The organism is Sphingomonas sp. CFBP 13603 (assembly GCF_014892665.1).
Lineage (GTDB): Bacteria > Pseudomonadota > Alphaproteobacteria > Sphingomonadales > Sphingomonadaceae > Sphingomonas.
In genome coordinates, this window is sequence record NZ_JADBIA010000001.1 from 523823 (window position 1) to 547800 (window position 23978).

Here is a 23978-nt window from a genome sequence, read left to right on the forward strand (position 1 = left end):
ATGCGCATCACCGAGCTCAAGACGAGCCTTGCCGGCGTTCTCGCGGCAGCCGAGCTGATCACGACCACCGCAACCGCCGACGGCGACCGTGACCTGACCGCCGAAGAGCAGGTCGAATTTGACGCCAAGATGACCGAGGCGGCCGGCATTCAGGCGAAGATCGGCCGCGAAGAGCAGGTCCTCAAGCTGAAGGCGTCCGCCGCGGCGCCGATCGTCGTCGGCACGCCCACCGGCGGGCCCGGTACGGTACCCGCGACGCCTGCGGTGCAGCTGCCGGCCGGTACGATGTTCACCCGCATCACCATGTCGCTTGCGGCCTGCAACATGGACCAACGCGCCGCGGCAGATCATGCCGAGCAGGTCTGGGGCACCGAGACCGGCCAGATCGTCGCCAACCAGGAGCAGTCGACCAACGTTCGGGGCGGCTTCCTGATCAACACCGCCTATAGCGCCGACTTCATCGACCTGCTGCGCCCCCGCGTCGTTGTGCGCCGCCTCGGCGCGCGCTCGATCCCGATGCCCGAGGGTAACCTCAGCATGCGCAAGAAGACGCAGGGCACGACCGCCGGCTATGTCGGCGAACGTCAGCCGGCGCCGACGACCGACGTGCAGGTCGGCATGATGTCGATGTCGGCAAAGACGCTGCGCGCGCTTGTGCCGATCACCAACCAGCTGATTCGCCGCGCCTCGATCGGCGTGGTGCAGATGGTGCGCGACGATCTGCTCGAGGGCGTGGCGGTCAAGGAAGACGCCGTGTTCATCCGCAACACCGGCGACACGCTCACGCCGAACGGCCTGGCCGCACTGATGCCCGCGGGCAACAAGATCGCGATCACCGCCGGCGGGACGCTGGTGTCGGTCACCAATGACCTGATGAAGGTTCGTCTGCGGGTCATCAACGCCAACGTGCCGATGATCAGCTGCGGCTGGATCATGAGCCCGCGCTCGAAGATGTTCCTCGAGACGCTGCGCGACGGTAACGGAAACCTGGCGTTCCCCGAGGTCGGCGCGAGCGGTACGCTGTACGGCTATCCGATCGGCATGACGACGTCGGTGCCGGACAATCTCGGCGCAGGCGGCAACGAGTCGGAGATCTACTTCGGCGACTTCTCGCAGCTGCTGATCGGCGACACCGAGGCGGTGACGATCGCCAGCTCGGACACCGCGGCATACGACGATGCCGGCACGATCCGCTCGGCGTTCTCGAACGACGAGACCGTGGTTCGCCTCATCGCCGAGCACGACACCGGTACCCGGTACGCAGCCGCGTTCTCGATGCTCACCGGCGTCACCTGGGGCGCGTAACCCCGTCGGCGGCCTGAACGCCGCCAACCACCATCAACCTCACCACGGGCAGCTTCGGCTGCCCGTGGTGCATCTGGAGAGCCAGCATGGCCGTAAAGTTCAATCATTCGCATTCCGTCGGCGCGCACTACAACAAGGGCGACGTCGCGACGTTCGAACCCGAGGTCGAGAAGGACCTGATCGAGCGCAAGATCGCCGACAAGCACACGTCGGCGAAGGCCGCAGATAAGCCGGCGGCCTAAGCGATGGTCGACGTGGCGGCGATCGATGGCGGCGTGCTGACGATCGCCGCTGCGCGTACTTTCCTGCGCGTCGGTACCAGCGTCGACGCGCAGATCCTCGAGCTGCTGCCGGCAGCACAGGGACGCATCGAGAGCTTTCTCGGCCGCGACGAGCTGGTCGGCGCGACCGGCTGGCCTGCGGTCGACCAGGTGCCGGCGATCGTCGTTCATTGCGTGAAGCTGGCGCTGTCGGACCTGTACGTGAATCGTGAGGGGCCGCAGCTCACCGACGACCAGCTCCGCCCGATCATCGGCCGTTACATGGCGGTGTCGGTCGCATGATCGTCGTTCGCCCGGGCGAGCTTGAGCATTTCGTGCGGCTCGAGCGCCGGATCGAGAGCACCGACTTCGGCAGCGCCGGCAGCGAGACCTGGCAGCTGATCGACGAGATCTGGATCGGCATCCGCGATTCACTGCCAAGCCGCGGCGAGCGGACAGAGGGCGGGTTCACGACGTCGACGCGGCCGGCGCGGGTGCGCATGTATTGGCGCGACGACGTCGAGACCGGCATGCGCCTGGTCGAAGGCAACCGGATCATGCAGATCGTGTCGGGCCCGGCCGAGCTGGGACGCCGCGGCGGCATCGAGCTGATGGTCGAGGATTACAACCCGGGTACGGCAGCCGCCTGATGGCAACGAGCCGCGGCGGTGCTGCAGTCCGGCGCCGCATAGCGCAGCTCCCGGCCGAGCTGGAAAAGAAGGTCCTGCGCGGCGCCGCGCGCGCCGGCGGCCGGATCATCCTAGAAGATGCGAAGGACCGGTCGATCTCGTCGGACGTCGACGAGGCGCTGGTGATGCGCACCAAGGCGGAAGCCGGTCGCATCACGGTCAAGATCACGGTCCGCAAGGGCTGGGGCCGCGCGATCGCCAACTGGCTCGAATACGGGACCGACGCGCATTTCGTTTCGATCGCGAAGGACGAACGCGGCGGAAAGAGCGTCGCCAGGATCAATGCGACGACCAAGCGGTCGATGGTCATCGGCGGGCAGTTCGTCGGCGAGACCGTCTTTCATCCCGGTGCGGGGCCGCATCCGTTCCTGCGCCCCGCGCTCGATATCAAGGGCGCCGAGGCGATCGCCGCGGCGCAGAGCTTCATCAACGCGCACGTCACCCGCTCGGGGATCGTCGCCAGCGCCGAGCCCGAGGGCGATGACGAATGACCGGTGTCGATATCATTGGTGCGCTGCTGATCGACGATCGCGCGGCGACGGCCATTGCGCCGGCGGCGCGGATCAAGGCGGGCGCGCTGCCCGACAACGTCGTCTTGCCTGCCTTCCTTGTCCGACTGGTCAGCAGCGTCGAGAGCCAGCCGCTCAAGCGCCGCGGCACCATCCGGACCGTCGACCGGGTATCTGTCACGGTCCGCGCCGCAACCTATGCAGAGCAGACCGCCGCGATCCGTGTGATCCGCAGCGCCTGCGCGGGCCGCACCGGCGACATCGCCGGCGCCACCAACGCCTCGATCCTGACCGCCGGTACCGGCCCCGATGCGCGCGGCCCCGGGAACAGCTTCGAACAGACCCAAGATTTCCGCGTCAGCTTCGACGCTCCCGCCTGAAGGAGACCACCATGTCCGACACCAAGACCAAGCGCGCCAAGATCGTCCGCGATTTCACTGACGCCGGCACCGAAACGCAGTTCACCGCCGGCGCGACTGTCGAGATGACCGAGGGCGCGTTCGCAAACTACCAGGCGTGCGGCCTGGTCGAGCCCGCTGCCGACGAGCCCGCCGGCCCTGCCGCGCCCGCCGGCCGCAAGGCCAGCTAACCCGCCAGCCCGCTCGAGCGGGTTGTTTCAGCCGGCAGCGCCGGCACCCAGCACCAGGAGATCAACATGGGTTCCAACACCGCAGTAGGTTCGTCGCTCGCCGTTTCGGCCGCGACGCCTGCTACCCTCGACGCGGCCGGCTATGGCGCGCTGACGTTTGTCGAGGTCGGCCAGGTCGAGAAGATCGGCGCGATCGGCGCGAGCTTCGCCAAGGTCGAATTCCAGCCGCTCAAGGGCGCGAAGCAGAAGTTCAAGGGCTCGGCCGATTACGGCGCGCTGCAGCCCTCCTACGCGATCGATCCGGCCGATGCCGGCCAGACGCTGCTTCAGACGTCAGCCGACGACGAGAGCCAGAAGCTCTACTCGTTCAAGGTCACCTATCAGGACGGGTCGAAGCGCTTCTTCCAGGGCCGTAACTTCGGCGCGCCTGAGACGACCGACAACGCCGACTCGATGCTGACGGGTGCGCCCACGATCGAGATCTGCACCAAGATCGTCCGCGTCGCCGGCGTCTGATTCTCTTTCCGGCGCCGGTGCTCCCGGCGCTTGATCCCCCCTCCCGGCGCCCGCGACGCCGGCTCTCCCTTATGCATCGACCGGCCTCGCTATCGCGGGTGCGGGGCGGGTCGGTGCACCATCTTCCCGCGAAGGATGATTTATGACCGCCAAGCTTTTCAACATCGCCTCGCTCGCCGTTGCTGCGACCGCCGCCCTTCACATCAAGAACCCGGCCGGTGAGCTGCTGTACGCCGATGCCGAGCGCACGCTGCCCGTCCGCATCCACCTGCATGGCCCCGGCAGCCAGGTTGCCGGCGTCGTCGAAGCCCGCCAGTCGGCCCGCGCGCTCAAGCGCATGCAGGACAATGACGGCAAGATCACCGCGGCATCGCGCGAGGAGCGTATCGCCGAGACGTCCGAGGATCTTGCCGCGCTGACCGCGTCGTTCGAGAATTTCGAATATCCCGCCGACGCCACCGGCGAAGCACTGTTCCGCGCCCTGTACGCCGACCAGTCGCTCGGCTTCATCACCAAGCAGGTGATGAAGTTCTTCGGTGATTGGGGAAACTTCAGCGCCGCCTCGAAGGCGGCCTGACCCTCTACGTCCGGCAGATGGCGTGGCTGCATGCCACGCCAAAGCCGGACGAACGGAGCCGGCGGGGCAAAATCGAAACAGATGCCCCCCGGCGTAGCCGGATCGACGCGCTCAAGCGCAAGAAGATCGATCCGCAGATGCCGCCCAACCCGGCGCCGCACATCACCACCTGGCTGATCGAGATCGGCCTGAGTGAGGCGGCGGGAATGGGCGAAGTACCGCTCAGCTCGCGCGAGATCGCGGCGTGGCAGGACAACACCTGCATCCGGCTCGAGCCGTGGGTCGCGCGCCTGCTGCGCAAGCTGTCCGCCGCGTACCTTGCCGAAGGGCGGCGCGCCGAAGCGGAAACCTGCCCGCCGCCATGGCGGGCGCCAGTGACCCAGCGCGAGCTGGAAGTCGCGGAAGCCGAACTGCGCAACGTGCTCGGCTGATCGGGGAGGGATATGCCCATGGACGATTCCTCCCCGGCACTCGAAGTCGGCTTCGTCATCGACACCAACGATTCGTTCGGCGAGCTGCTGCAGCTGCAAGCCGCGATGGATTCGACCGAAGCCAAGGTGCTCGCCGACGCCACGCGGATCGAGCGGGCAACCCGGGGCATGGTCGACGTCGCGGCCGGGACGTCGAACATTGTCGCATTCGGTAACGCTGCCTCGCGCGAGCTGCAGACCGCACGCATGGCAATGGCGGGCGTCGAGAAGGCCGGCGAGCGCATGGTCGCGCAGCTCGAGCGGCAAAACAGCACGTTCGGCAAGACCCGCGAAGAGATCCGCGGGATGAATGCCGAGTTTAGGGCAACTGCCGCAGAGCAGCAGGGACTGACGGAACTTGCGCAGCGGATCCGCGCGGAAGAGTCTGCGCTGTACGATAAAGAATTCACGGCCGCACGGCGTGCCGCCCAGGAAGCCAAGGACGCAGCCGAGCAGAAGGTGATCGCTGCGCAAACGGCGGCGCAGGCCATTGAGCTGGAGGCCCAAGCGGTCCGGGAAGCCGAGTTCGCCTACGCAAAGTTTCAGGCGCACGCCAAGATCAAGTCTCGCGAGTACAACGAGCAGCAGGCCGCCAACGAGATCGCCCAGCGCGAGGCCAATGCGGCCGCCATGCGCCTCGAAGGTCTGGCGGCTGAGCAACTGACGCGCGAGCATGCTCAGCTCGCTGCAGTTGTGCGCGGTTCGCATGATGCTCAGATCGCCGATGCAGCCGCGGCCGAACAGCTGCGCATGGCCACGGACCCGCTGTACGCGGCGACCAAGCGCCTCAATGCCGAGATCGCGGAGTCGACGCGGCTCTATCATGCCGGCGCAACGGCGCCCGCCGAATATGCCCGCCAGCAGGACGTGCTGAACGAACGCCTCCGCCAGGGCGCGATCGCGCACGAGGGTGCTGCCGGGTCGATGCGGAAGAGCGGCGGTGCGCTGAAGAACATTGCGGTCCAGCTCCCCGATATCACGCAGGGCCTGCTCACTGGCCAGAAGCCTATGCAGGTGCTCATCCAGCAGGGCGCGCAGATCTTTCAGGTCGCGCAGATGGCCGAGGGCGGTCTCAAGGGCTTTGCCGCGGAAGTCGGCGGGCTCGCGGTTGCGTTCCTGCCGGTGATTGCTGGCGTCGCTGTCGCCGGCGTCGCGCTTTACCGGTGGAAAGAGCAGATCAACGACGACGCCGGCATGAAGAAATTCGCCGAAGGCCTCGGCCTGACGCACAAGGAAATGAAGAAGCTCGGTGACGTGTCCGTCGGAACGGGCGATATCGTCGCTGGTGTATGGAAGACGATCTCGGACGGCCTCAACACGGGCGGCTCCGGTAAGTCGATCATGGATTACCTGTTCTCGCCGAACGATGCGCAGCAAGTCCAAGGCTTCCTGGCATCGATCTACGGCTTCTTCACTGGGACCTATGCGGCGATCGTCGATTTGTGGGGCAGCATCTCCACCACGGTATCGGACTATGTTTCCGCTGCTGCGAAGGCGGTTGCGTCCTTCTTCGCGCCTATCGTCGGGGCGGCACAGTGGGCCGGTACCGCCATCTCGCAAACATTCAGCTCCATTTATGACACCGTCGCCGGCTGGCTGAAGTCGATCGGCAGCGCGATCAGCACCTTCGCCGGTCCCGTTCTGAAGGCGATGGGCTGGAACTACGCAGCTGACGCCGTGACGACCGCCGGCAGCAAACTCGGCTCGGCTTTCGGCAAGGGATACAAGCAGGGGGTTGGCACCGTCGTCGACGGGACGAACAAGTTTTTCGCCGATTCGGCGACGAACGCGATTGCGCATGCCCAGGACGCTGCGACCAAGAAGGCGAACGCCATCAAGGCGGACCGAACGCCCAAGAAGGCACCGGTCGATCGCCACGCTGAATCGCTTGTGCGCGATGCCGAGGCGATCGAGGCGCAGATCCGCAACCTGTATAAGCTGGCAGACGCTTATGGCGTATCGGGCGCCGCGGCGCTGATTGCTGAGGCGCGCGTGAAGGCCGAGAGTAAGGCCATCAAGCAGCAGGCGGATATCGAGGCGTCCGTAAACCGCCAGGTGCGCCTCGCGATCGCGCAGCGCGTATCGGACGCGGCAAAGTCGACAGCCGGTGCGCGCGAGCAGGCGGCCGCGCAGGCGGCGGTCAACGCGCAGGTCGCAGCCGGCCTGGTGCCCGCTGCGCGCGCGGCCGACCTGGTGAAGGATCAGATCGCCGATCTGCCGCTGCTCGCCGCGATCGAGGCGGCGCGTACGCGCGGGCTGACGACCGAGGCGGACCGCGCGACCAAGGCGCTGGCCGACCAGCGCACAGCGCGCGCCGCGCTGACCAAGGCGGAACGCGATGCCCAGTTCAACACCGATATGGCGACCGGCGACGATCGCCTCGCTGAGCTGCGCGAAGAACAGCGGCTGATCGGCGCGACGGACGCCGTGCGCGTGCGTGCGCTGGCGACGCTGAAGGCGACGCAGGAAGCGACGGCCAAGAACCTCGATCCTGCTCAGGCGGCCGCGTACATTGCCCGCCAGGTCGAGATCGCGGATCTTGCCGAGACCAACCGGGCGGCGCAGGACGCGTGGAACGCATCGCTGACGGCGACGGCCGACCTGTTCGACACGATCGACCAGAGCGCGCAGAGCGCTGCCCAGGGCATGGCGGACGCCTTTGGCAGCGTCGGCTCGGCGATCGGCGACGCGCTCACCGTGATGACCGGCTATTATGCGGACCAGGCGAAGCTTCAGGAGGCGCACGAGGCAGCAATCCGCGCGGCCGGTGAGGATCAGCAGCGGATCGATCGCGAAAACCGGTTGTATTCGCTCCGGTCGTCGTCGCAGCAGATCGGCGCGTTCGGCGATATGGCCGCGGCTGCCAAGGGCTTCTTCAAAGAAGGGTCGCAGGGCTATAAAGCGCTCGAGACCGCCGAGAAGGCATTCCGCCTGGTACAGTTTGCGCTGTCGGTCCGCGCGATCGCGCAGGACGCGATCGAGACGGGTACCAAGATCGCCAACAGCGTCGCGCGCATCGCGGTCGGTGCGACCGAGGCGGTGGTCAATGCCATCAAGAGCCTGCCGTTTCCGCTCAACATCGCGGCCGGCGCCGCGACCGTCGCCGCACTGGCGTCGATCGGCGTGTCGATCGCGGGCTCGTTCGGTGGCGGCGGCAAGAACACGCTGGCGCCGACCAACTCCGGCACCGGCACCGTGCTGGGCGATACGTCGGCCAAGAGCGACAGCATCAAGAACGCGATCGATGCGCTGAAGGAGGTCGACACCTTGACCAACACCTTCGCGCGCGAAATGTCGGCATCGCTGAAGTCGATCGACAGCCAGATCGGTGGCGTCGCCGGCCTGGTCGTGCGGTCGGGCAACATCGATGCGTCGAGCGGCGTGACAGAGGGCTTCAAGGCGAACGCCATCGGATCGGTGCTCAGTAAGATCCCGGTCATCGGCGGGATCCTCGGCGGCCTGTTCGGCTCCAAGACCAGCGTAATCGGTAGTGGCCTGTCCGGCGGGCCGCAGTCGGTCGGCGACATCATGAACGGTGGCTTTGACGCGTCCTACTATTCGGACATCGAGAAGAAGAAGAAGCTGTTTGGCCTGACGACCAGCACGAAGTACTCGACGCAATACACCGGGGCGGACGCCGGGCTCGAGAATCAATTCACGCTGATCTTGCGATCGTTCAACGACGCGATCGCGTCAGCGGCCGGCCCGCTCGGCGTTGCCACCGGCGACGTCCAGGCGCGGCTCAACGGCTTCATCGTCGACATCGGCAAGATCGACCTGAAGGGCCTCACCGGCGAGCAGATCGAGGAGAAGTTGTCGGCCGTGTTCGGCGCCGCGGCTGACGGCATGGCAGCGGCAGCCTTCCCGGGCCTCGAGCAATTCCAGAAGGTCGGCGAAGGCGTGTTCGAAACGCTGGTGCGGGTCGCATCTACTGTCGAGGCGGTTGGCGCATCGCTCGACATGCTCGGCACCAGCTCGCAGTCGATGGCGATCGGCGTGAAGCTCGCGCTTGCGGATCAGTTCGACAGCGTCTCGGCGCTGACCGATGCTGCCAGCGCTTATTTCGAGACCTTCTACTCGAAGGAAGAGCAGGCGGCCGCCAAGACCGCGCAGATGAACGGCGTGTTCGCCAGCCTGGGCGTGGCGATGCCGGCGACGCTGTCTGCGTTCCGCCAACTCGTCGAGGCGCAGGATCTGACGACGTCGGCCGGACAGTCGACCTATGCGACGCTGCTGAAGCTCGCGCCGGCGTTTGCGGATCTGCAGGCATCGATGGAGGGTGCGAAGAGTGCGGCCGACATTGCAAGCGAGCGGCAGGATCTTCAGCGCCAGCTGCTCGAGCTGCAGGGCGACACCGCGGCGATCCGTGCGCTCGATCTTGCCAAGCTCGATGCGAGCAACCGCGCGCTTCAGCAGCAGATCTACGCGATCCAGGACGCGCAGGCTGCGGCGACGACCGCCAAGACGCTGGCGGATGCCTGGACCTCGGTAGGCGACAGCATCATGGACGAGGTGAAGCGGATCCGCGGCCTGACGGACGTTGCCGGCGGCAACAGCTTTGCCAGCCTGCAGGGTCAATTCAACGCCGCGACCACCGCTGCGCGCGGTGGCGATCAGGATGCGGCGAAGACCCTGCCGGCGCTGAGCCAGGCACTGCTCACCGCCGCGGCCGAACAGGCGACCAGCCGGCAGGAGTTGGAGCGCGTCCAGGCGCAGACCGCCGCGAGCCTCGAGGCTACCTATGGCGTCGTCACTGCCCTGGCGAAGGGCAGCACGTCGCCGAAGGCAATCGTCACCACTGGCGATCTCATCGCCTCGCTCAACGAGGCGCAGGCAGCGTCGTCGCCAGCGCCCGCCAACGATGACCTTGTGAGCGAGATTAAATCGCTTCGTGAAGAGGTGACCGCCATGCGGAACGAGAATAATTCCGGGCAGGCGGCGATCGCCGGCAACACGCAGCGCATGGATCGACGCCTCGAAGCGGTGACGTCGGCGAGCGGTGGCGACGCTATCAGCGTGGCGAACGCAGCATGAAGGTCACCACCGCTGCGGGCGACGTGATCGAGCTCGGCCCGATCGAGACGGCGCCGACGATCGGCATCGTCGACTATAGCCGTCGCGTCACCGACGATTACGGCGTCACGACGGTCGTCGAGCGCACGTTCTCGCGTCGCATGCAGGTGCGCCTGGCCGTGCCGTTCGACGACACCGGTGTGCTTCAGCGCCGGCTTGCCGCGTTACGCGCGACGCCGGCGACGTGGACCGCCGACGACCGGTTCGCCAGCTTGTCGGTGCGCGGCTTCTACAAGGACTTCGAGGTCGATCACGCGGTACCGCCGCTCAGCTATTGCACGCTGACGGTCGAGGGCCTGGCTGAAACCGCGCCGATCGCCGACGCCGGCGGGGATCCCGCGGTCGCCGGCACGTCGACGTTGCGGCTTCTGCAGCCGACCAAGATCACGAACGACCAGCTGGTCAGCAGCAGCGTTCCAGAAACGGACGCAGCCGAATGGTCCGGGTCGACGACGTACCCGCTTGGTGCGCGCGTCATGCGTGCGGCGTCGCACCGCATCTATGAGTCCTCGATCGCCGGCAATGTCAGCGACGATCCGATCGCCGCTTCGGGCAAGTGGATCGACATCGGGCCGACCAATCGCTGGGCGATGTTTGACCAGGCGCTTGGTTCGCTGACGTCGGCCGCCAACGCGATCGCCGTGACGCTGACCGCGCCCGCGATCCAGGCGGTGGCATTGCTCGACGTCACCGCAGCGACCGTCCGCCTTCAGGCAACAGGCTATGACCGCACGGTTGCCGCCAGCGCTGGCGCCACGACCTTCCTGGATCTCCCGGCCGGCACTACGCGCGTTACCGTGACGATCACCGGCGGATCCGTGTCGGTCGGCACGCTGCTCGTCGGCAAGCTGGTCGGGCTGGGCGTGACCGAGGGATCGCCGACGTCGGGTATCACCGACTATAGCCGCAAGGACGTCGACGACTTCGGCGCGGTGACGATCGTCGAGCGCGCCTGGTCGAAGCGCATGGCGGCCAAGTCGCTGATCACCACCGCGTCGATCGACGTCGTGGCGAACCGGATTGCGGCAGTGCGCGCGGTGCCGTCGCTCTGGATCGGCCTGGACGGGCTCGACAGCCTCACGGTCTATGGCTTCTTCAAGGAGTTCTCGATCGAGGTTGGCGAGACGACCAGCAAACTGTCGCTGTCGATCGACGGTATGAGCACGGCCGGGAAGATCGAGCCGCTCGGTTCGCTGATCAACTGGCCGGATATCGCCGATCCCACCGGCACCAAGCCGACCGACAATGCGGACAAGACCAGCGACAACACCGCCAAGGATACGAACGCGATCAGCGGCCGGCCGGCGAACCAGGTGCTGTCTGATGTCGACAAGGCGAAGACGGACATCGACGACCTGGTCGCGACCTTCGGGACGACCGCCAGCGCGGCCGCCAGCGCCGACGCGGCGCGCGATGCCGAGACGAACGCGAAGACCGCGCGCGATGCCGCCCAGGGTGCGCGCGATGTTGCCCAGGCCGCGCAGGCGCTGGCCGGTGACAGTGCCAGTACTGCAGTTGGCGCCAAGACCGACGCACAAACCGCGTCGACAGCCAGCGTCTCGGCGCGTGATGCTGCCAACGCGGCCCGCGATCTCGCCGCGGGTTACCGCGATGTAGCGCAGGCCGGTGCGAGCAATGCCACCACGGCCGCGACGTCGGCCGCATCCGCGCGGGATGCCGCGGCCCAAAAGGCCAGCGATGCTGCGACCAGCGCGTCGAGTGCCGGCGGTAGCGCCACGACTGCAAGCGGGCAGGCCACGATCGCCACGCAGAAGGCTGATGCCGCTGGCACGTTTGCGTCCAACGCGTCCGCATCGGCATCGACGGCGAGCACGCAAGCCGGCCAGGCATCGACCTCGGCATCGCAGGCTGCGACCTCGGCATCGAGCGCGCTCGGTTCGGCGAACACGGCGACAACGCAGGCGGGCGTCGCGGCGAGCAGCTCGACGGCGTCGCAGAAGGCACAGGCCTATACGGGGCCTCGTCAACTTGCCGCCAACGGTGTGGGTTTCACCAGGTCCGATAGCGGTAGTCCCGAGACGACCATCGCAGCAGGGCTAGGCGTTACGCCGACGTTCCTCAACGGCGTGTGGGGTGTTCCAACTTACATCCGCCAAGTTGGTGTCGTTCCTGCCACCCCGGGCAAGGTTTATGAAGTTGAAGCCGCCTCGTATGTTGACGTGTACGGGGGCAGCAGCGGTGTTTATGCAATTGCAGGCATTGTCGGATTGCGCACTGACTACAGCTATATTTCCGAAGTTCGCGCGAGTGTTGGCAAGACAGTGGCGGGGCCAATTCGTGCAAAGCTGCGCGTTTCGGACGTCGCCAACGCGGCTTTGGGAATCCAGGCTTGGCCTGCTGGTACCGTATGGCTGCGAGCGCATGGGCAGGGCGGCCAGGACGTCGCCGGCAACACCATTCGCGTTACCGAGGTCGGCATCACCGATGTCACCGCCGAGGTAAATGCCGGCAAGTCGGCAACGGCCGCTGCGGGCTCGGCCTCCACCGCGAGCGCCAGCCAGACCGCTGCGGGCCAGTCGGCTTCGGCTGCGCAGGCTAGCGCTGCCACGGCCTCGACTAAGGCGGGCGAAGCAAGCACCTCGTCGGCATCCGCCGCTACGAGCGAGAGCAACGCTCTTGGCTCGAAGAATGCTGCTGCATCCTCCGCTAGCGTTGCGGCAACAGCTCGTAACGATGCCGTCACCGCAAAGAACACGGCGGGCGATAGCGCAACGGCGGCAGCTTCCAGCGCGTCGAGCGCCGCTGCCAGTAAAGGCGGCGCCGATCAGTCAGCCAGCGCGGCCAAGACCAGCGAGACGAATGCGGGAACGTCGGCCGGTACGGCATCGACAAAGGCGTCTGAAGCGAGCACGTCTGCCTCCAACGCCCTCGGATCGGCCAACAGCGCACAGTCGGCGCAACAGGTTGCCGCGCAGGCCAAGACCGACGCTGTTGCCGCAAAGGACCAGGCCGCCTCGAGCGCGAGCGCCGCGGCGGGATCCGCTTCGCTTGCATCGAGCAAGGCGGATGCGGCCGGCACCTCCGCTTCAGCGGCCCAAGCCAGCCAGACGGCTGCCAACACCTCGGCCGGCAACGCATCGACCTCGGCATCGCAGGCTGCGACCTCGGCATCGAATGCGGGTGGCTCCGCCAGCAGCGCCGCCTCTGCCGCCAACGTCGCTGCCAGCGCGCAATCGACAGCGATCTCGGCCGCATCGTTGACGCTGCCCGGCAATTTCGACGGGACGGATACCTATTGGAGCCGCGCGGATAAATCGACCGACGTGGCAGCGACGTCCTATTTCGAGCGCAACGGCGCAGAATACTGGTGGACTGGTAGCGTGCCGGCGGGCCGATACACGTCCGTCGCCGCAAAGGGCTCCCGAGCGGCCGTCGTCGGTCGGAAGTATCAGGCTTTGCTGGAAGTCAGCGCCTGGCAGAACGGGGGTGTGGTTACGATCTCGCCTGGGTTGGTGATCAACCGCAATGGCACCTTGGTCGGCTTTGATACTGGGCAGGCGATCACCGTCCCGGCGACCGGCAAGTTCGTCACCGTGCTGGGTCCGATCTATACCGCGCAGGCCGGGGACACGACTCTCTCGCCTAAGGCCGTGGTGACTGCGGGCAATTATTACGTGCGCAGCGTGACTTTCGTCGACGTCACCGAGCGCGAAGCGGCCCTTGCGACCGCGAATGCGGCAGCATCGAGCGCATCCTCCGCGGCCGCCAGCAAGACCGGCGCAGATCAGTCGGCATCGGCTGCGAACACGTCGGCGACCAACGCGAACACCAGCGCGGGCCAAGCCTCGACGTCAGCCGCGCAGGCCTCGACCTCGGCGTCCAACGCGCAAGGCTCGGCACAATCGGCATCGTCCTCGCAGACTCTGGCTGCCGGCAGCGCCTCGACGGCAACGGACGCAAAAACGGCCGCGCAGAACGCCGCTACAGCCGCGAATACCAGCGCGAGCACGGCGTCGACCAGGGCGAGCGAGGCGGGCACCAGCGCGACGTCGGCCAATCAGGCTAAGCTCGACGCCCAGGCTGCAAACGGTAACGCGGCCGCCAGCGCCAGTGCCGCGTCATCTAGTGCGGCAGCAGCGTCGGCGAGCGCATCCTCGGCGAGCAACACGGCCACGCTGGCATCGCGATTCTCGCAGGGTGCGCTGAGCCGGAATGCGTATTTCGGGACGCTTGGGTGGGGCGGTGACGTGAACACCAACGATAACACACCGCCCGAATGGGTGCTTTGGAACCGCCCGCAGAACAGCTTCCTCGGTAAGAGCGCATACGCATCGTTCTATACCGGCCTGCCGGCGCTGCGGATCGACCGCGGGGGCGTGAACGTCGGTGTCTCGCAACCCATCGCTCTGGCGAAGGGTTGGCACGTCGCCGAGTTCGACGTCTATCTGGAAGACGGCGATTGGAATGGCACCGGCGCCCATATCAACCTGGGTAACGGCTATGCCTTCAACTTCCATTTCGTAAATCAGGTCGACTCGGCCGATGTCGTTTCGGGGCCAATGTTCGCGGGCAATGCGCCCAACGGCACGCGACGTCAGTTCGGGATCCTGTTTTACAACGGCGCCCCATCGGGTTCGACCTCCAACTTCTTCCTGATGGCGGGATGGGAGGGCTTTGGCCCTTCGTATGGAAACGGCACCGGCTTCGCCCGAACCATATGGCACAAGGCGCTTATCCGGCCCGCCGCCCAGGGCGAGATCGACGGCCGCAAGGCGCGCGTCGATGCGACGACTAACACTGCCCGCATCGAGCAGGTCAATTCGACTCTCTCCACCCTGTACGGCTCGCTGGCGCAGAGGACCTCGGACGTCGAGGCGAAGGCAGGTAGCGTCGAAGCGCGTACCGGGATCGTCGAGACCGCGGTCGCTAACGCAACCAGCAAGCTTGCGGCGGCACGCGTCGAGATCTCGGCTATCTCGCCAGGCGGTCGAGCATCGATGACTATCCGATCGGACACCACCAATGGCGCCGCGATCGACTTCGGCGCTGACCTCAACATCGTCGGCAATATCAAGGTCCAGAAGACGACTGGCGGCAAGACGATCATGATCGACAGCGACACCGGCATCACCTTCAACAATGGGACGATCATGAAGGTCATGGGCGTCGGTTTCGGCTCCGCAAACCAGTTCGTGGAATGGATGGGGCCGAGCCAGTCCACCCTTGCTCAATGCACTGAGGCGAACGGATACTCGTACACCAAGACCGATGGATCGGGGTATTACGGCGGCGGGCTTTCGGCAGGGACCTTGAAGAACTCGGGTGCTTCGAGCGATTTGGCCGCGTCGATCACGACGAGTGTCGGCCCCTTCGGGTCCAACGGAAAGGCCGTCAGGTATATCGCCAGCTGGTCCTATACGAGCGCAACCAGTGCAACGTACCCCGCCACCGCCGCTGGCCTGCAGCAATATAACAACGCCGTCGCCAGCAACAACGCGACGAGCGACGGGACCGGCGGGCACTACGGCGTTACGACCACCACGCAACCCGCCTCCACCGTCACGCTGAGCCGAGCGTTTGCGGGGCAGGGCGCGCAGCAGCTGGATCAGCGGACCTATTCGAGCCAGCAGTCCTCGTTCGTGGGTCTTGCTCCGGTGGTCGGGGATTCGGCTGGCCGAGCCACGATCACAACGACGATCGGCGGTGGTGCGACGATCGCCGATCCGACGCTGAGTGCGGCGAATAGAACCGTCACGCTGACGCTGGCGCGTGGGTTCACGTCCGGTCTGGCGAACATGATTCAACGCCTGTCTATCGTATCCGTCGAGGAATGATCGCCGGGTGCACGCGCCAGATGTTTCAAAGGAGAGTACCGTGGCTACATTCACCCCCGAGGATCAGACGCTTCTCGACGAACTCAACTACCGCAAGAACTACGTTGCTTGGCAGGAGCGCGAGGCAGCACGCGAAGCACGGCTTTCCGGTCTGGCTGCTCTTACCTCGATCTTCACCGCCGCGGCCGTGACGCCGTTCGCAACGGTATCAGCTGCGCAGTCCGAAGTATTGGCTTCGAGCGATCCGGAAGTGTCGGGCATGCTGTCCAACATCGCTACCGTGATGGGCTACACCGGCCAGTCGATCGTCAGCCTGATCGAACGCCTGTCGACCGCGGAACCGGCGCCAATGACGCCGAGCGAAGCGGCCAAAGCCGCAGCTCCAGACGCTGAGAAGGCCCCGGTCGAGTAGGCCACCGCCTGCCACCCACAAACAAGCAAAGGCTCGCACCATGAAGAACTATACCCTCGCGGGCCTTTGCTTCGCGGGACGGACAGCCGCGTGAGCGACGCACCGCAGCAGCGCCTGGCGCTGAAGGATTACATCACGGTTGGCTGTTCAATCATTGCTGCAACCGCGATCGTCGGGGGCGTGATCCGTGCGGACGGCGGTCGCGCGGCCAAGATCGAGGACAACACGCGGCGCATCGTGATCCTGGAGGAAGCCAACCAGGCCAAGGCCGACCTGCTGACCAAGATCGACGGCCGCACGATCCGGATTGAGACCAAGCTCGAGATGATGGCGCCGGCACCGAAGATCGCATCGCGATGATCGACGGTCCGGTCCTCATGATCTTGGTCGGCACGACGATCCAAGCGCTCCCGCTCGCGTACAGGCTGCTGATCCATATCCGACGTCGGCCGTGCGCCGCGTCGACGCTCGGCGCTCCCGCCCGCACCTGATCCCGCCGGCGGCCGGCTGCCGCCTTCCACAGGAGATACCGATGAACCTCGACGCATTGCGCCGGGTCCGTAGCCTATGGCTGCGCGCTTGGCCGCTGTGGTCCGTGCGCATGTCCGCGCTCGGTGCCCTGCTCACCGGCTTTGCCGCAGCCACCCCCGACACCCTCCTCCAGATTTGGAACGCGCTTCCCGATCAGGTTCGCAGCAGGTTTCCCGAATCTGTTGCGCACTTCATTCCGACGTTGCTGTTCGTTGCAACGATCGTCGTGCGACTGATGACGCAGCCACCGTCCGGCGACCGCAAAAGCCTGTGGCGGTCGGTCAGCGGAAAGGTCGCGCCGAAGGCGGCCGGCGGCATCGCCGCGGCCGCTATCGCGATGATCGCCAGCGTGATCGCCGTCGAGGGTGGTTACGTAAACCACCCGGCAGACCCCGGCGGCGAGACGAACATGGGCATCACCAAGAAGGTCGCCGTAGCGAACGGCTATGAGGGGCCCATGCGCACGCTGCCCCGCAGCGTCGCCGAGAGCATCTATTACGACCGGTACCTGGTCACGCCTGGCTACGCGACGTTGATCCCGATTGATGCCGCAGTGACCGAGGAGCTTTTCGATACCAGCGTCAACATGGGCCCGTCTCGCCCATCGACCTGGTTTCAGCAGTCGACCAACGCTCTGTGCGGCACCACGCTGACGATCGACGGCAGGCTTGGGCCCAGCTCGATCGCCGCTTATCGCTCGTGCCAGGCAAAGATCGGCGCCGCTCCGCTATGCGTTGCGACGCTCGGGATCCTCGATGCGTGGCAGAGCGGCGAGTACGCACGGCTGATCGGTGCGAACCCTAAACTGCAGGTGTTCCAGAAGGGGTGGATCGCCAACCGCGTCGGCAACGTCGATCGCCGCAAGTGCGCCGCGGTGAAGGCGTGACGCAGGCCCGCATCATCTTCGCGATCGTCATTGCGCTGGCGATCGTCGCCGGCGTCGCGATGATCCGCCACAGTGGCGAGACCGCCGGCGGGGCGAAGGTCAGCACCAAGAACGACCAGGTTCATACCGAGCGCGTCGTCGAGGCGCGCGCCGACGAGCGTGCTGCTGCCACCGTCACCCAGTCGATCGCCGCGCGCACCGTCCGGATCGACGCGCAGACCGACGCCTATGTCCAAGCCACGATCGAGGATCTCCGCAATGCGCTCGCCAATGTTCCGCCTGCAGCTGCTGACGCTGCTCTGCCTGCCGCTCCTGTCGACAGCCTGCGAGACAGCCTCAACGCGGGGATCGCTCGCGCGAACCGAGCGGCCCGCGATGCCGGCACTTCCGGAGGACCTGGTCAAGACTGAGCGACTGGCACCGATCGCCGGCAAGCCGACCGGCGAGCTGGTGTCGATCGATAAGGGTGTTCTCGCCGAGATCGTCGAACGGTTCGCCCAGGCGGCCGGCGCGATCGAGCGCGGCAACAACCGGGCAGGGGGCGTGCGCAAGCTCTGGTCGTGCGTCGACGCGATCATGCGGACCGGCGTTACGCCGGCCGGGTGTGAGGCCGCACCGCGCTGATTGCGGGTTGCTAGGTCGCGTGGCATAGCTTCAGCGCTGCTCTGAGCTTAGCCGCGAGGACAGCCCACGCGCGTGGATACCTAGGGTCGCCGGTTCGCCGGGTGGCCCGCCAAATACAAAACCCTTCGGGGAAATACGCGGGGCGTAGCTCCCTGGGTCTGCGCGGCTAACCACCCGGTCCGTCCGGACGGTTGGCCGCGCAGCAACCTCCTCAACAGTTTCGCGACGAATATCGCACCATCCATCCCGCGGCCAATCGGCCGGGGCTCCGCCGATCGCGTCGATCGGCGGCCATCATGGCGCGCGTAGCCCGTGCCTCGTCATGAAGGTCAAACCACTACCATGCATGCTGCTATCGTCGCTCGCCCGCCCGCTCCGTACATGGGCGGCAAGCGCAACCTCGCAACGCGCCTATGCGCGCTGATCGATGCCACCCCGCACAAGGCCTATATCGAGCCCTTCGTCGGCATGGGCGGCGTCTTCCTCCGCCGATCGCGCCGCGCCGCGGTCGAGATCATCAACGACCTGTCCGGCGACGTCGCCAACCTGTTCCGCGTCGTGCGCCGGCACTACGAGCCGTTCGTCCAGGAGCTGCGCTGGCTAATCGCCAGTCGTGCCGAATTCGACCGCCAGAAGGCAACCGATCCGAACACGCTCACCGACATCGAGCGCGCTGTCCGCTTCCTCTACCTTCAGCGCCTGGCGTTCGGGGGCAAGGTTGTCGGCCGGAACTATGGCGTGAAGGCGCGGGACGGTTCGCGTTTCAACCTTGGCAAGCTGCGTGCCGAGCTGAAGTTGCTCAGCCGGCGCCTCGAGCCCGTCCAGGTCGAGCAGCTCGGCTATGCCGACGTCATCCGGCGGTACGATCATGCCGACGCCCTGTTCTATCTCGATCCGCCCTATGATGAGACCACCGGCTACGGCACCGGCTTCGGCCGAGACGACTATGTCGCCATGGCTGCGCAGCTGGCGACGATCGCCGGTCAGTTCATAATGTCGATCAACGACACGCCGTTCGTCCGCGAGGCGTTTGCCGCCTTCGATATACAAGAGGTTGAGACGACCTGGACGATCGGCGCCAAGGCGACCGGCGCCGGCGCAAAGGTCACCGAGCTGATCATCCGCAGCAAGGCGCGCTGAGACTTCGTGCTTTCGAGTACCTATTGCTGCGTCAGCGCCGGGGTATCGCCTACCTAAAAGCGGGGTACATGCCCCGCTGAAACCCGCGGAAAAGCGTCACTGCGGCGGAGAGTTCCTCCGCCGCAGGCCAACGCCTACACCAAATCTTTGCTTAGATCAGTCGTCGAGATCCTGATCGAGCCTCAGATCAAAAATCCGAAATCTCCGTGACGGCAGCTCACGCCTGCAAAGTCTGAGTTCGTTGCGGGCCCCCTCAATCGACAAGCGCAAAGCAACTGTCGACCACGACGGCAACTTCGGATCGGCGATTTCGACCGAATATCGAAGCTCCGTTGGCTGAAACATATTTTCACCTCGATGTTCAAAGGGTACCATATGCTGACCAACGCTGCGGTGAAAGCCGCGCGGTCGCGCGCGACCGCCTACAAGCTGTTCGACCAAGGCGGCCTGCACCTCTACGTCACACCGGGTAACCGGAAGACCTTCCGGATCAAGTTCCGGTTCGGCGGCAAGGAGCAGCTCCTCACAATCGGTTCCGTTCCCGAAGTGTCGCTAGACGCTGCCCGGGCCCGGTGCGACCAGGTGCGCGAGCTGCTCGGCCGCGGCGAGGATCCGCGAACCTCCACTGTTGCGCCGGTCGGCAAGGCACGTGCTTTCGAGAACGTCGCGCGCCAGTGGCATACGCACATGCGCCGGCGCTGGACGGAAGCGCATGCCAGCGATGTCTTGGCTAGCCTCGAGCGCGACGTGTTCCCGGCGATCGGGGCGATGCCGATCGGCGCGGTCACCGTGCCAGTAATCCTGAACGCGCTGCGCGTCATTGAGGAGCGCGGCAGCCTGGTCACCGCAGGCCGCGTCCGGCAGCGAATTTCGGCGGTATTTGCGTACGCGATGGCGGAGGATCTGGTCGACCAGGATCCCGCGGCGATCGTCAGCCGCGCTCTCACGCCGCCTGCGCCGGCACAGCATCACGCCGCGTTGCTCGAGATCGAGGACGCGCGCGGGCTGCTAGCCGCGGCCGAGCTGGTCGACGTCGTGCTGGTGGTGAAACGCGCGTCGCGGTTCCTGGCGCTGACGGCGGTCCGTTTCGCCGCGGTACGCGGGGCGCGCTGGAATGAGATCGAGGATTTCGATGGCGCGGCGCCCTTGTGGCGTGTCCCGGCCGCGCGGATGAAGCTGAAGGCAGTCAAGAAGCTCGATGCGAAGAACGATCACTTGGTGCCGCTGTCACATCAGGCGGTCGCGCTGCTGCGGGAGATCCGCGCGGATATGCATCCGGACGATGCAAATTTGCATGATTTGATCTTCGACCGCGGCGCCGGCCGGATGATCGGCGAGAAGTCGATCGGCGCGCTGTATGATCGGGCCGGGTTCGAAGGGCGGCATGTTCCGCACGGGTGGCGTGCCACTTTCTCGACGCTGATGAACGAGAAATCGGAGGGGGCAGATCGTGATGTTATCGAGAGGGCCCTGGCACATACCCCGAAGGACAAGGTGAGGATCGCTTACGATCGCAGCGCGCAGCTTCAGCGCCTCCGCGATCTGTTCCAAGAGTGGGCGGATCTGTTGTCGCCGGCGGCGACGCCTGCCGGCTAACTTGAATCGGGCTGGACGAGACCGGCGGCTAGATCCTCGTGGTACTGCAGACAGTCCGCGAGGTTTCGCCAGTCGTAATCGCCGACGATCCAGTCGTTGCCGCATGCGCGGCAGTATTCCATGCCCACACCACCGCCACCACCGCCGAGAATGTCGGTGCCAGGCGCGCCGCAGAATTGACATGGCTCGTGCTCGAACGCGTCCCAGTCGTCGGCTGCGATCGAGCCGAGCGGGGCATTCGATCCGATCCGCCACGCCGGATGTGTTGCATCACCGCGGCCGCTGACGAAGCGACAGATCGCCAATCGCGCCGCCCACTGCCGGGTGCGGTCGAACCGACCGTCCGTAATTCGATCGAGAGGCGTCATTTGGGTCTCTGGTTCGACAGCGCCGCATACGCGACGCAAGAAAAGAACAACGACTTTCGCACACTTCCCCCATCGACAGCCCGGGGCGGCGCAAGCCGCCTCGCTCCGACAGCCGGGTCTTGGCGGTCGGGTTCTTGAGGCATGCCGTTTCGGCTTTGGGGGAATATCAAACTAGCGCCGGCTCCGCGTTCAGCGGAGACGTTCCTTATTCCTCATACCTGAATGCAGGATAGAGCACATATCATGTACTCGCGTTAGCGAACGAAGAAGACGCGCTGGCGAGGGCAGCGCGCAGGGCCGGGTCCTGGACTTCGCGCGGCACTGCCGGCGCACCGGGTGCCACGGCGGCAGGGACGGCCCCCAGGCGGCGGAGCTTAGCAACGAGGATCTGCATGTACCGCTGCCATGTTCGGGGCGCCATGCTGCGCCGATGGTCGAAATAATATGCGTTCGACGTCTGCTCACGCTGAGGGGCAAACTCGCCGTCATTGTTCGTCCGGATGCTACGGCGCACCCAATCCACGAAGCCGCGGCTCTTCAGCCGCTTTATCGCCTCGATCGCCGCGTTGCGGCTGCACACCGCCCACTCAGCGATCGTATCATACGACGGGAAGAGCGCGCCGGTGGCGAAGTCGATCTTCGCAAGCAGCGCCTCGAGAACGGTCACGTCGATGCGCGTCAGCCGGCCGTCGGCGCGCGCGATCGTCGCGTCGAGGCGCTCGATCTCGTGGCGAAGCGTCGCCGGCCGGCCGATCGGGGCCTGCCCTTGCGCGACAAGCGTCGCCAGTTCGGCCGCGAGTGCGTCGCGTAACTCGCGGACCTCGCGCAGCCGACGGTTGGGAAGTTCTTTCCAGTCCTGCCGGCGCTGCTCCTTCGCGCTCTGAACTAGCGCCTCGCCGTGGATCACGCCCTGGGCATGCGATCCGTCGCCGACCTTCTTCCAGGGCTGCGCCCGCAGGTCGTCGACATCGTAGCTGAGGCGCCGCGGCACGCGCCGGCCCTCGCCATGATCGGGACCCCGCGACTTCTCCGCGAACCGTGCGCCCGCGCCGCGAATCAGATTACGGACAGCCTGGCCGGATGGCGCACCTTCGTCCCGGCCCATCACGCCGCACCACCTACGGAGCGCTGCGCTCCGCGAGCTGCTGTGCCGGCTGAAGGTCGACAATCAGAAGATCGGCCCATGCCTGCGCGATCGCGCGCCGACGTGGCATGTAGAGCGCTCGATTGTACGCAGCTTCCGAGGCGGACATTCCGAGCGGAAGATGTGCCAACATCAGATCGATCACGGCGCGATCGCCCGTCCGATCCTCGGCCGCGGCTAGCTCGTTCATTACGGTCGAGAACGTCGCTCGCCAGCCATGAGGAACGTGTCGACCGCGTTGACCGGCATCCCGGTATAGCTTCGACAGCGTATTGTCGCTGAGCGGGTTCTTCGGACTGCTGACGCTGGGGAAGAGCAGGGGCCCGTTCCCGAAACGCTGCAGCGCTACGCGAACGACCTGAACCGCCTGCGTCGACAGTGGAATTACGAACTCGAAGTCGGCGTCGTTCTTCCGCTCGACCGTCAACTTCATCTTCTCCGCGGGTACCCGCCAAATGGGTGATGTCGAATCGAGCCCCTCGAATTCCTGCGGCGCCGCCATCCGTATGACCCCAGGCCGAGCGGCCGTCAGCGCGAGCAGGCGCGAAGCCAGCTTCGTTGCCGGGAAGGCGTCCATTGCTTCGACCTTGGCCAGCACCGCCGTTGCCTCGCTGGCCAATCGCACCGCCGGCCGACGTCCCTTGACCATAGGCAGCAGCGCAGGCTTCACGACGTGCGCCGGGTCGGTCTCCGTCAGACCGGCGCCAATCGCGTACAGGAAGATCTCCGACATGTGCTGGCGCAGCCGGTGCGCGGTCTCGATTGCCGCGCGCTCCTCGACCGCCCGCAGAGTCTTCAGCACCATCGGCACGGTTATCGATCCGATCGGCACCTTGCCGAGTGCGGGGAAGATGTCCTTCTCCATACTCGCCAGCGCTTTCGCCGCGTAGCGCGGAGACCAGGTCGGCGTCTGCGCTGTGTGCCAAGCGCGCGCTATCGGTTCGAACAGCCGAAGCGATTCGGCAGTAACCGTCGCCTCCCGCTGTTTGCGCTCGATCGCCGGATCGATCCCGGCCCGGAGCAGCTGGCGCGCCGCGTTGCGCATTTCCCGCGCGTCCTCGAGCAACACGTCCGGATAGCCGCCGAACGTCAGCCGCTTCTCCTTGTTGCCGAATCGATACTTCATCCGCCACGATCGGAAGCCGGTGGTCGTAACGAAGAGATACAAGCCGTGCGCGTCGGCAAGCTTCTGCGGCTTCTCGGCTTTCCGTGCATTCCGACACTTCGCGTCGGTCAGCATGCGGTGCCCCTAGCGCTGAAAACTGGTGTCCCCAAAGTGCCCCCACTTGGGGCCGGATGCCCCCGAACGGCTTCGAACCGTACCGAACTTCAAATGTGAGGATTTCCGCGGGCTTGCAAGCCTCCGCGGGCTTCTCGGCACCCCCGCGAACGAGGAAATGGCTCCCTGAGTAGGATTCGAACCTACGGCCACTCGATTAACAGTCGAGAGCTCTACCGCTGAGCTATCAGGGAACGTTGCCGGAGGCGGCTCTA

At 65.9% G+C, this 23978-nt stretch carries 23 protein-coding genes and 1 tRNA gene; 20 read left to right on the forward strand and 4 right to left on the reverse strand.

Translation table 11 applies throughout. The features are described from left to right. The 20 genes from IFR23_RS02540 to IFR23_RS02630 all read left to right on the forward strand — a co-directional run bounded on the left by IFR23_RS02540 (nt 1) and on the right by IFR23_RS02630 (nt 20972). Nucleotides 1-1305 carry a phage major capsid protein gene (locus tag IFR23_RS02540; RefSeq protein WP_192974551.1) on the forward strand — a complete coding sequence of 435 codons (1305 nt, stop codon included), beginning with the start codon at nt 1-3 and terminating at the stop codon, nt 1303-1305. Nucleotides 1306-1391: 86 nt separating this feature from the next. Beyond that, nucleotides 1392-1547 (forward strand): hypothetical protein, encoded by a 156-nt coding sequence (locus IFR23_RS02545; protein ID WP_192974552.1) that lies wholly within the window; start codon nt 1392-1394, stop codon nt 1545-1547. A 3-nt stretch (nt 1548-1550) separates the two neighbouring features. Continuing rightward, the gene (locus IFR23_RS02550) at nt 1551-1868 is read left to right on the forward strand and encodes a head-tail connector protein (protein ID WP_192974553.1); all 318 of its coding nucleotides are present in this window, start codon (nt 1551-1553) and stop codon (nt 1866-1868) included. Continuing rightward, nucleotides 1865-2215: a phage head completion protein gene (locus IFR23_RS02555; protein ID WP_192974554.1), complete on the forward strand. Its 351-nt coding sequence runs from the start codon at nt 1865-1867 to the stop codon at nt 2213-2215. The genes IFR23_RS02550 and IFR23_RS02555 overlap by 4 nt, the downstream gene beginning before the upstream one ends. After that, nucleotides 2215-2745 carry an HK97 gp10 family phage protein gene (locus tag IFR23_RS02560; RefSeq protein WP_192974555.1) on the forward strand — a complete coding sequence of 177 codons (531 nt, stop codon included), beginning with the start codon at nt 2215-2217 and terminating at the stop codon, nt 2743-2745. Before IFR23_RS02555 ends, IFR23_RS02560 begins: the two co-directional genes overlap by 1 nt. After that, entirely contained in the window at nt 2742-3143 is a 402-nt protein-coding gene (locus tag IFR23_RS02565; RefSeq protein ID WP_192974556.1) for a hypothetical protein, read from the forward strand. Before IFR23_RS02560 ends, IFR23_RS02565 begins: the two co-directional genes overlap by 4 nt. 11 nt (nt 3144-3154) lie before the next feature. Next, nucleotides 3155-3352 (forward strand): hypothetical protein, encoded by a 198-nt coding sequence (locus IFR23_RS02570; protein ID WP_192974557.1) that lies wholly within the window; start codon nt 3155-3157, stop codon nt 3350-3352. A 66-nt stretch (nt 3353-3418) separates the two neighbouring features. After that, nucleotides 3419-3868 (forward strand): hypothetical protein, encoded by a 450-nt coding sequence (locus IFR23_RS02575; RefSeq protein WP_192974558.1) that lies wholly within the window; start codon nt 3419-3421, stop codon nt 3866-3868. Nucleotides 3869-4010: 142 nt separating this feature from the next. Further along, complete coding sequence (locus tag IFR23_RS02580) at nt 4011-4445, forward strand: hypothetical protein (protein ID WP_192974559.1); 435 nt, start codon at nt 4011-4013, stop codon at nt 4443-4445. Between the two features lie 17 nt (nt 4446-4462). Beyond that, nucleotides 4463-4876 (forward strand): hypothetical protein, encoded by a 414-nt coding sequence (locus tag IFR23_RS02585; protein ID WP_244655396.1) that lies wholly within the window; start codon nt 4463-4465, stop codon nt 4874-4876. Nucleotides 4877-4894: 18 nt separating this feature from the next. Further along, nucleotides 4895-9949, forward strand: coding sequence for a hypothetical protein (locus IFR23_RS02590; RefSeq protein ID WP_192974560.1), 5055 nt, complete (start codon nt 4895-4897; stop codon nt 9947-9949). Then, nucleotides 9946-15783 carry a hypothetical protein gene (locus tag IFR23_RS02595; RefSeq protein ID WP_192974561.1) on the forward strand — a complete coding sequence of 1946 codons (5838 nt, stop codon included), beginning with the start codon at nt 9946-9948 and terminating at the stop codon, nt 15781-15783. The genes IFR23_RS02590 and IFR23_RS02595 overlap by 4 nt, the downstream gene beginning before the upstream one ends. 40 nt (nt 15784-15823) lie before the next feature. Next, nucleotides 15824-16195, forward strand: a complete 372-nt coding sequence (locus IFR23_RS02600; protein WP_192974562.1) for a hypothetical protein — start codon at nt 15824-15826, stop codon at nt 16193-16195. A gap of 90 nt (nt 16196-16285) precedes the next feature. After that, nucleotides 16286-16555, forward strand: a complete 270-nt coding sequence (locus IFR23_RS02605; protein ID WP_192974563.1) for a hypothetical protein — start codon at nt 16286-16288, stop codon at nt 16553-16555. Next, nucleotides 16552-16686, forward strand: a complete 135-nt coding sequence (locus IFR23_RS20405) for a hypothetical protein (RefSeq protein ID WP_274599150.1) — start codon at nt 16552-16554, stop codon at nt 16684-16686. Before IFR23_RS02605 ends, IFR23_RS20405 begins: the two co-directional genes overlap by 4 nt. 41 nt (nt 16687-16727) lie before the next feature. After that, the gene (locus tag IFR23_RS02610; RefSeq protein WP_244655397.1) at nt 16728-17612 is read left to right on the forward strand and encodes a glycoside hydrolase family 108 protein; all 885 of its coding nucleotides are present in this window, start codon (nt 16728-16730) and stop codon (nt 17610-17612) included. Then, the gene (locus tag IFR23_RS02615; protein ID WP_192974564.1) at nt 17591-18022 is read left to right on the forward strand and encodes a hypothetical protein; all 432 of its coding nucleotides are present in this window, start codon (nt 17591-17593) and stop codon (nt 18020-18022) included. Before IFR23_RS02610 ends, IFR23_RS02615 begins: the two co-directional genes overlap by 22 nt. Continuing rightward, the gene (locus IFR23_RS02620; RefSeq protein WP_192974565.1) at nt 17988-18236 is read left to right on the forward strand and encodes a hypothetical protein; all 249 of its coding nucleotides are present in this window, start codon (nt 17988-17990) and stop codon (nt 18234-18236) included. The genes IFR23_RS02615 and IFR23_RS02620 overlap by 35 nt, the downstream gene beginning before the upstream one ends. Before the next feature lie 342 nt (nt 18237-18578). Beyond that, nucleotides 18579-19376: a DNA adenine methylase gene (locus IFR23_RS02625; RefSeq protein WP_192974566.1), complete on the forward strand. Its 798-nt coding sequence runs from the start codon at nt 18579-18581 to the stop codon at nt 19374-19376. Nucleotides 19377-19751: 375 nt separating this feature from the next. Continuing rightward, on the forward strand, nt 19752-20972 hold the full coding sequence (locus IFR23_RS02630) for a tyrosine-type recombinase/integrase (protein ID WP_192974567.1): 1221 nt from the start codon (nt 19752-19754) through the stop codon (nt 20970-20972). Here the strand turns inward: IFR23_RS02630 and IFR23_RS02635 are convergent. The 4 genes from IFR23_RS02635 to IFR23_RS02650 all read right to left on the reverse strand — a co-directional run bounded on the left by IFR23_RS02635 (nt 20969) and on the right by IFR23_RS02650 (nt 23957). Further along, entirely contained in the window at nt 20969-21340 is a 372-nt protein-coding gene (locus tag IFR23_RS02635) for a hypothetical protein (RefSeq protein WP_192974568.1), read from the reverse strand. The two genes, IFR23_RS02630 and IFR23_RS02635, sit on opposite strands and share 4 nt — an antisense overlap. A gap of 241 nt (nt 21341-21581) precedes the next feature. After that, entirely contained in the window at nt 21582-22445 is an 864-nt protein-coding gene (locus IFR23_RS02640; RefSeq protein ID WP_342344858.1) for a helix-turn-helix domain-containing protein, read from the reverse strand. Between the two features lie 13 nt (nt 22446-22458). Continuing rightward, nucleotides 22459-23724: a tyrosine-type recombinase/integrase gene (locus tag IFR23_RS02645; RefSeq protein WP_192974570.1), complete on the reverse strand. Its 1266-nt coding sequence runs from the start codon at nt 23722-23724 to the stop codon at nt 22459-22461. 158 nt (nt 23725-23882) lie between these two features. Continuing rightward, nucleotides 23883-23957, reverse strand: a tRNA-Asn gene (locus tag IFR23_RS02650). Nucleotides 23958-23978: the final 21 nt, after the last annotated feature.

Coding starts and splice junctions, on each gene's coding strand:
- IFR23_RS02540 (WP_192974551.1), top strand. CDS start 1: ATGCGCATCACCGAGCTCAAGACGAGCCTTGCCGGCGTTCTCGCGGCA.
- IFR23_RS02545 (WP_192974552.1), top strand. CDS start 1,392: ATGGCCGTAAAGTTCAATCATTCGCATTCCGTCGGCGCGCACTACAAC.
- IFR23_RS02550 (WP_192974553.1), top strand. CDS start 1,551: ATGGTCGACGTGGCGGCGATCGATGGCGGCGTGCTGACGATCGCCGCT.
- IFR23_RS02555 (WP_192974554.1), top strand. CDS start 1,865: ATGATCGTCGTTCGCCCGGGCGAGCTTGAGCATTTCGTGCGGCTCGAG.
- IFR23_RS02560 (WP_192974555.1), top strand. CDS start 2,215: ATGGCAACGAGCCGCGGCGGTGCTGCAGTCCGGCGCCGCATAGCGCAG.
- IFR23_RS02565 (WP_192974556.1), top strand. CDS start 2,742: ATGACCGGTGTCGATATCATTGGTGCGCTGCTGATCGACGATCGCGCG.
- IFR23_RS02570 (WP_192974557.1), top strand. CDS start 3,155: ATGTCCGACACCAAGACCAAGCGCGCCAAGATCGTCCGCGATTTCACT.
- IFR23_RS02575 (WP_192974558.1), top strand. CDS start 3,419: ATGGGTTCCAACACCGCAGTAGGTTCGTCGCTCGCCGTTTCGGCCGCG.
- IFR23_RS02580 (WP_192974559.1), top strand. CDS start 4,011: ATGACCGCCAAGCTTTTCAACATCGCCTCGCTCGCCGTTGCTGCGACC.
- IFR23_RS02585 (WP_244655396.1), top strand. CDS start 4,463: ATGGCGTGGCTGCATGCCACGCCAAAGCCGGACGAACGGAGCCGGCGG.
- IFR23_RS02590 (WP_192974560.1), top strand. CDS start 4,895: ATGGACGATTCCTCCCCGGCACTCGAAGTCGGCTTCGTCATCGACACC.
- IFR23_RS02595 (WP_192974561.1), top strand. CDS start 9,946: ATGAAGGTCACCACCGCTGCGGGCGACGTGATCGAGCTCGGCCCGATC.
- IFR23_RS20405 (WP_274599150.1), top strand. CDS start 16,552: ATGATCGACGGTCCGGTCCTCATGATCTTGGTCGGCACGACGATCCAA.
- IFR23_RS02610 (WP_244655397.1), top strand. CDS start 16,728: ATGAACCTCGACGCATTGCGCCGGGTCCGTAGCCTATGGCTGCGCGCT.
- IFR23_RS02620 (WP_192974565.1), top strand. CDS start 17,988: ATGCCGGCACTTCCGGAGGACCTGGTCAAGACTGAGCGACTGGCACCG.
- IFR23_RS02625 (WP_192974566.1), top strand. CDS start 18,579: ATGCATGCTGCTATCGTCGCTCGCCCGCCCGCTCCGTACATGGGCGGC.
- IFR23_RS02630 (WP_192974567.1), top strand. CDS start 19,752: ATGCTGACCAACGCTGCGGTGAAAGCCGCGCGGTCGCGCGCGACCGCC.
- IFR23_RS02635 (WP_192974568.1), bottom strand. CDS start 21,340: ATGACGCCTCTCGATCGAATTACGGACGGTCGGTTCGACCGCACCCGG.
- IFR23_RS02640 (WP_342344858.1), bottom strand. CDS start 22,445: ATGGGCCGGGACGAAGGTGCGCCATCCGGCCAGGCTGTCCGTAATCTG.
- IFR23_RS02645 (WP_192974570.1), bottom strand. CDS start 23,724: ATGCTGACCGACGCGAAGTGTCGGAATGCACGGAAAGCCGAGAAGCCG.